Annotated in this window: 3 protein-coding genes; all 3 read right to left on the bottom strand. The window is 48.8% G+C overall.

Features of this window, described 5'->3' with window-relative positions; genetic code table 11:
- Window positions 1-199: 199 nt before the first annotated feature.
- The 3 genes from lpdA to aceE are packed head-to-tail and all read right to left on the bottom strand — an operon-like array spanning window position 200 to window position 5,620.
- Complete coding sequence (gene lpdA, locus AB7S66_RS09415; RefSeq protein WP_428519373.1) at window positions 200-1,606, bottom strand: dihydrolipoyl dehydrogenase; 1,407 nt, start codon at window positions 1,604-1,606, stop codon at window positions 200-202.
- 14 nt (window positions 1,607-1,620) lie between these two features.
- Complete coding sequence (locus AB7S66_RS09410; RefSeq protein ID WP_428519371.1) at window positions 1,621-2,940, bottom strand: 2-oxo acid dehydrogenase subunit E2; 1,320 nt, start codon at window positions 2,938-2,940, stop codon at window positions 1,621-1,623.
- Window positions 2,941-2,953: 13 nt separating this feature from the next.
- Window positions 2,954-5,620 (bottom strand): pyruvate dehydrogenase (acetyl-transferring), homodimeric type, encoded by a 2,667-nt coding sequence (gene aceE, locus AB7S66_RS09405; RefSeq protein ID WP_428519369.1) that lies wholly within the window; start codon window positions 5,618-5,620, stop codon window positions 2,954-2,956.
- Window positions 5,621-6,145 lie beyond the last annotated feature (525 nt).

Below are 6,145 nucleotides of genomic sequence, written 5' to 3'. Positions count from 1 at the left end.
CCTGTAATCGCCAGATGAAAATCATCATGATGGAAGTGAGAATTCCAACTGTAAGCAGTACCGATGAGCTGACGTATCATGTTCCAGAGCCTGAAGGTAGTATTAACACATCAGACCATTCCTCCATTGAGTTGTCCATCCAAGACTACTGCACAGAAAGCCCGTCCTTTGCAGTAGGGCGGGCTTCTGATTGTTGTGCTTACCTGTTCAGTGTATCGGTTGCTGTCCCTTCTGCAAGTTCTGCTGCTACTGCAAACGTCTCGCTGAGGGTTGGGTGAGGATGGATGCTCAAGGCAATATCCTCGGCAACTGTACCCATCTCCAAGGCAATTACCGCCTCAGAGATAAGCTCGCCTGCATTCTTTCCACAAATCCCAGCTCCCAGCAAGCGTCCTGTCTTCTCATCAAAGAGCGCCTTGCTGACTCCCTCTGCGGCGACAGCACTTAGTGCCCTACCGTTTGCCATCCAGGGGAAAGACCCCTTCTTGTAGGCTATTCCCTTCTCCTTTGCCTCATTTTCACTCAAGCCAACCCATGCTATTTCAGGGCTGGTATAAGCGACTGAGGGAACTCCCATGGGAGTAAAGGCTGATGCTTGTCCTGAGGCTACCTCAGAAGCCACCTTGCCCTGATGACTGCTCTTGTGGGCGAGCATAGGTTCTCCCACCACGTCCCCAATGGCAAAGATATGAGGGACATTGGTCCTCAGCTTCTTGTCCACCTCAATCCAACCACGACCGGTTGTCTTGATACTCGTGTTCTCAAGTGCTATTCGGTCGGAATTGACTTTTCTTCCCACTGCAACCAGTACAGCATCAGCATCGATGGTAGAGGGAACCTTATCCCCAGCCAGGTGGAGCGTAAGTGCATCCTTCTTTGCTTCCACCTTTTCCACCTTAGTGGAGGTATAGATGGCCTCATATTGCTTCTTGAGTTTCTTCACCAACGGCTGCTTGAGATCCCTGTCGGCAGGAGGGATCAAGGAATCCATCATCTCGATGATGGTAATCTTTGAACCAAGCGCATGGTACATGGCAGCCACCTCCAGACCTATGATACCTCCCCCTATGATCGCAAGCCGATCGGGGATGTGCGTGAGTTCCAAAGCCTTGGTAGAGTCCCAGATTCGTTCATCCTCATAAGGAATACCGGGAATCTGTACCGATCGGGACCCGACTGCAATGATCAGGTCCGCGAAGGTTAGCTTCAGCTCTTCCTTCTCTGTTACTACCTTCAGCTCGGTATCCGAGAGGAAGGACCCTTCTCCAACAATATGTTCAACCTTACGGGCCTTGCACAGTGCGTCCAGTCCGGAAGTAAGGGTTTTGATAACAGAATCCCTATGGGCTCTGATCTTCTCCAAGTCAAAGGAGGGCTTGGAGAAGGAGACCCCAAGGGGAGCCAGCTTCTCAACCTCTTCTATCACTTCTGCAATGTGCAGCAATGTCTTGGAAGGAATGCACCCTACATTCAGGCATACCCCGCCCAATACTGCACTCTTTTCGATGATGGTCACTTTCCTGCCCAAATCAGCGGCCCGGAATGCCGCGCTATACCCACCGGGTCCTCCTCCGAGGACCACAAGGTCTGTTTTCTTCTCTAGCATCTGTACACACCTCCTTAGAGTAGTACCCGTCGCAAATCGCCCAACAGGGATGCGAGATACGTAGTAAAGCGAACCCCTGCAGCACCATCAATGACCCGATGGTCATAGGCTACTGAGAAGGGGAGGACGTCTCGGGGCGTAAACTCCTTGCCATTCCAAACCGGCTTCTTTGCAAGTCTTGAGACTCCAAGGATTGCAACCTGCGGTGGATTGATCAGGGGAGTGAACCCCGTACCCCCGATCCCTCCAAGGCTTGAGATGCTGAACGAACCTCCTGAGAGGTCCTCCGGTTTCAGCTTCCTATCCCGGGCACGCTGGCTGATGCTTGCAAGTTCCCTTGCAATTTCTGTAACGCTCTTTTTATCTGCATCCTTGAGGACCGGTACGATCAAGCCCTCGGGGGTGTCGACTGCAATACCGATATGATAGTAGTGCTTGAGGATCAACTCACCACTGTCCTCATCGAAGGAAGCGTTCATCTCAGGGAATTTCTTCAATGCTGCGACAACCGCCTTTACGATGAAGGGGAGGATGCTGATGCTTACCGGGTCTTCACTTCTCTTCATCTCCTCCTTGATCGTTCTCCTCAAGGCTTCAAGATCGGTGACATCGGCCTCGTCATACTGGGTGACATGGGGGATGATCTGCCAGCTTTTCTGCAGGTGTGGTCCCGATATTTTCTGGATACGGGTAAGCTTCTTGCGTTCAATCTCCCCATACTTTGAAAAATCTTCCAGCTCAATCTTGCCGAAGGAAGCTGGAGTTCCACCCCCGCCGCTCAGTGCCTTCTTCACCAAGGCCTGCACATCCTCATGCAGGATACGACCATTGGGCCCGCTTCCCTTTACCTTTGCGAGATCAACTCCGAGTTCTCTTGCATATTTGCGTAGGGAAGGGGTTGCATGGTAGACAGCACCAGGAGCCTGTTCATTGACAAGATCCGGTTTTTCTTCTTGTTGAACTTGCTGTGTCGGTTGTTCGGACTTGGGCGGTTCTACGACTTCTTCAACCTTCTTTTCTTCCACTTTTTCTTTTGGTTGCTCTTTTTTGGGCTCTTCCTCAGTACTCTTCTTCTCTTGTTTCTCTTCACCTTCAGCTTCGATTTCAATTTCAGCTACAGGAGAGTCCTTGGAAACAGCATCTCCCTCTCTGACCAGAACCTTTGTTATGGTTCCTGCAAAGGGAGAGGGTATGTCAATGACAGCCTTCTCGCTTTCAAGCGCTACTACTGAGTCATCGACTGCGATAACATCACCAACCTTGATATAAACATCAATGATTGGTACATCAGAGAAATCCCCGATATCTGGTACTAGAATTTGTTTTGTTGCCATACTGTATCTCTCCTTAACTCAGTAATGGATTGGGCTTGTCGACATCGATAGCATACTTCTTGATCGCTTCGCTCACTTTCTTGGCAGGAATGGTACCTTCATCTGCAAGGCCTTTCAGTGCTGCAACTGCGATGTAGTACCTGTCAACCTCAAAGAAGGACCTCAGTGCATGTCTGAAATCGGATCTACCAAATCCATCAGTACCAAGAATGGTGACCTTGGAATTGGGAATGAGTCTCCGAATCTGTTCAGGATATGCCCTGACATAATCGGTGCTTATCACCACTGGACCGCCATGTCCTTCCATCACCTTGGTCAGATACGGAACCCTGGCCTTGCCTTCGGGGTGGGTGAGGTTGTATCGCTCTGCCTCAACACCGTCACGGTGTAGTTCATTGACCCCGGGGATACTCCAGATGTCAGACTCCACACCGAAGTCCCCAGACAGGAGTTCAGCTGCTTCTATGACTTCCCTAAGGATTGTCCCACTTCCCATCAACTGTACAACAGGATTCTTGTTCTTCTTTGCTTTCCGGAATAGATAGGCACCTTTCCTGATCCCTTCCTCAGCCCCCTTGGGCATCTCTGGATGGGTGTAGTTCTCATTCATCAGTGTGATGTAGTAGAAGATGTTCTCATCATCCTCATACATACGCTTCATTCCATCCTGGATGATCACAGCAAGCTCATAGGAGAAAGTAGGGTCATATGCCTGACAGGTGGGGTGGGTGGATGCCAAGAGCAGTCCATGACCATCCTCATGTTGCAATCCTTCCCCGTTCAGGGTGGTTCTTCCTGCAGTTGCTCCCATCAGGAAGCCCTTTGCACGACTGTCTCCGGCGGCATAGATGAAGTCCCCTACTCGTTGGAAACCGAAAATGGAATAGAAAATGAAGAAAGGGATCATAGTAACCTGGTGGTTTGCATAACTTGTGGCTGCTGCTATCCATGAGGACATCGCTCCAGCCTCAGAGATTCCCTCCTCGAGAATCTGTCCTTTCTTGTCTTCGCGATACCACAGGAATGATTCCTTATCCACTGGCTCATACAGCTGCCCGTCCGGTGCATAGATACCAATTTGTCTGAAGAGGCCCTCCATGCCGAAGGTGCGTGCTTCATCAGAGACGATGGGGACAATCCTTTCTCCGATATGCTTGTCCTTAACCAGCTTCGTAAGCAAACGGACAAACGCCATGGTAGTGGAAAGTTCTCGCTCCCCAGTGGAGGCATGCATATCCTCAAAGCTCTTGGTTGTAGGAACCGTCAGTTTTTCACCATCCTTATGGCGGTAAGGAACAGGTCCTCCCATGATCTCACGTCGCCTAGCAAGGAATTTACCTTCTTTGCTCTCAGGATCCGGTTTGATAAACACCATATTCTTTGCCTGTTCATCATCAATGGGTACATGGAAGTGGTCCCTGAAGGCGAGAAGGTCGCTCTCTTCCATGTGCTTCAGGTTATGAGCACCCATGGCACCCTCGCCGCTGCCCATGCCGAAGCCCTTGATGGTCTTGAACAGAATGACCGTGGGTTTTCCCTTGTGGTTTGATGCTGCATGGAATGCCTGGTAGATCTTTCTTGGGTCATGGCCTCCACGGCTTAATTGCCAGAGATCCTTGTCTGTCATCCCTTCAACAAGTGACTCAAGGTATTCATCCCCTGAGAAAAGTTTCTCCCTTAGATATGCTGGGCCCCTTGCTTGCAGGGTCTGGAACTCCCCATCAACCATGGTTGCCAGTTTCTGCAGGAGAATACCCTTGGTATCCTTCTCCAGGATTGAGTCCCATTCGGTTCCCCAGATAACCTTGATGACATTCCAACCAGCGCCCCTGAACTTTCCTTCAAGTTCCTGGATTATCTTTCCATTGCCACGAACCGGTCCATCGAGACGTTGCAGGTTGCAATTGACCACAAAGATAAGGTTATCGAGCTTCTCCCTGGAAGCAAGCGAGAGCGCTGAAAGCGATTCTGGCTCATCAGACTCTCCGTCCCCCATGAAGACCCAGACCTTCCTGTCTCCACTTTTCTTCAAGCCCCTGTCTTCCATATACTTCATGAAGCGTGCCTGATAGATAGCCATAGATGGGCCAAGGCCCATTGATACAGTTGGAAACTGCCAGAATTCCGGCATCAGATAGGGGTGTGGATAGGAAGAGAGTCCCTTGCCCCCTGTCTCCTGTCTGAAATGTTCCAGTTGTTCTTCACTCAACCGTCCTTCTATGAATGCCCGGGCATACATGCCAGGGGAGGAGTGACCCTGGAAGTAGATCATATCGGCGCCGTGTTCGGACTCAGGTCCCTTGAAGAACCAGTTGAAGCCCACTTCATACATTGCTGAAGAGGATGAGTAGCTGGCGATATGCCCTCCCAATCCTTTTCTATCCTCATTTGCCTTGGCTACCATTACCATGGCATTCCAACGGACAAATGCTGATACATTTCGTGCAATAAGCGATTCTTCCGGTGGAATGACCGCATTGCTGTCTAGATTTGTAGTATTGATATAGGGGCTAATAACCCCAGGGGATGTGGTAACACCTTTATTACGTGCAGCTTGGGTAAGTTCTGAAAGCAAATAATCAGTTTTCTGTGCGCCTTCATGCGCTATAACACCCTCTAACGACTCCAGCCAATCTTTCGTCTCTGCAGGGTCTGGATCATGAAAAATCTTTTTACTCATACTTTTCCTCCGATGGTGAGTGTATGTACTTACAATATTCTTCAAATAAAAAAGAACGTCTGTATGTCTTTGGAATATACTACTAAAATAGTAGTTATTCAACATAAGAATGTATGAGAAACAGATAATTGAAGAAATGAGAGGTTTGAAAAATGTAGGTATAATATAGATTTGAGGATATGTAGTATAAAATATAGTTTTAAGCAACAAGATAGCTGGTTACTGCATGATTTTTGTGGATGGGATCGGATTGATAACTAACTTTTACGAATAGTTGTAATGCTGTGGATACACAAACTGAAGCATATCCGGATCGATATGAATCATACAGAAGAGCTTAAGAGCTAGAACAGGCTACAGAAAATTATTTGGCTTTCTTCTTTTCCATCTTCTCTTGCTTTTTTTCTTTTGCGGTCTTTAGAGGTTTTTTCTTCTCTGTTTTCTTAGCATCATGTGATTTAGCCATATCTCATACCTCCAGAATTGTACGAAGTCGGCTGAATCATACCCGCTGTCTGAGTTAAG

The sequence above is a fragment of the Sphaerochaeta sp. genome (assembly GCF_050178175.1).
In the GTDB taxonomy this organism is placed as follows: domain Bacteria; phylum Spirochaetota; class Spirochaetia; order Sphaerochaetales; family Sphaerochaetaceae; genus Sphaerochaeta.
Note: the sequence above shows the minus strand (reverse complement) of the source record. Positions and strands in the feature narration are given on the sequence as shown.

Coding starts and splice junctions, on each gene's coding strand:
- lpdA (WP_428519373.1), bottom strand. CDS start 1,606: ATGCTAGAGAAGAAAACAGACCTTGTGGTCCTCGGAGGAGGACCCGGT.
- AB7S66_RS09410 (WP_428519371.1), bottom strand. CDS start 2,940: ATGGCAACAAAACAAATTCTAGTACCAGATATCGGGGATTTCTCTGAT.
- aceE (WP_428519369.1), bottom strand. CDS start 5,620: ATGAGTAAAAAGATTTTTCATGATCCAGACCCTGCAGAGACGAAAGAT.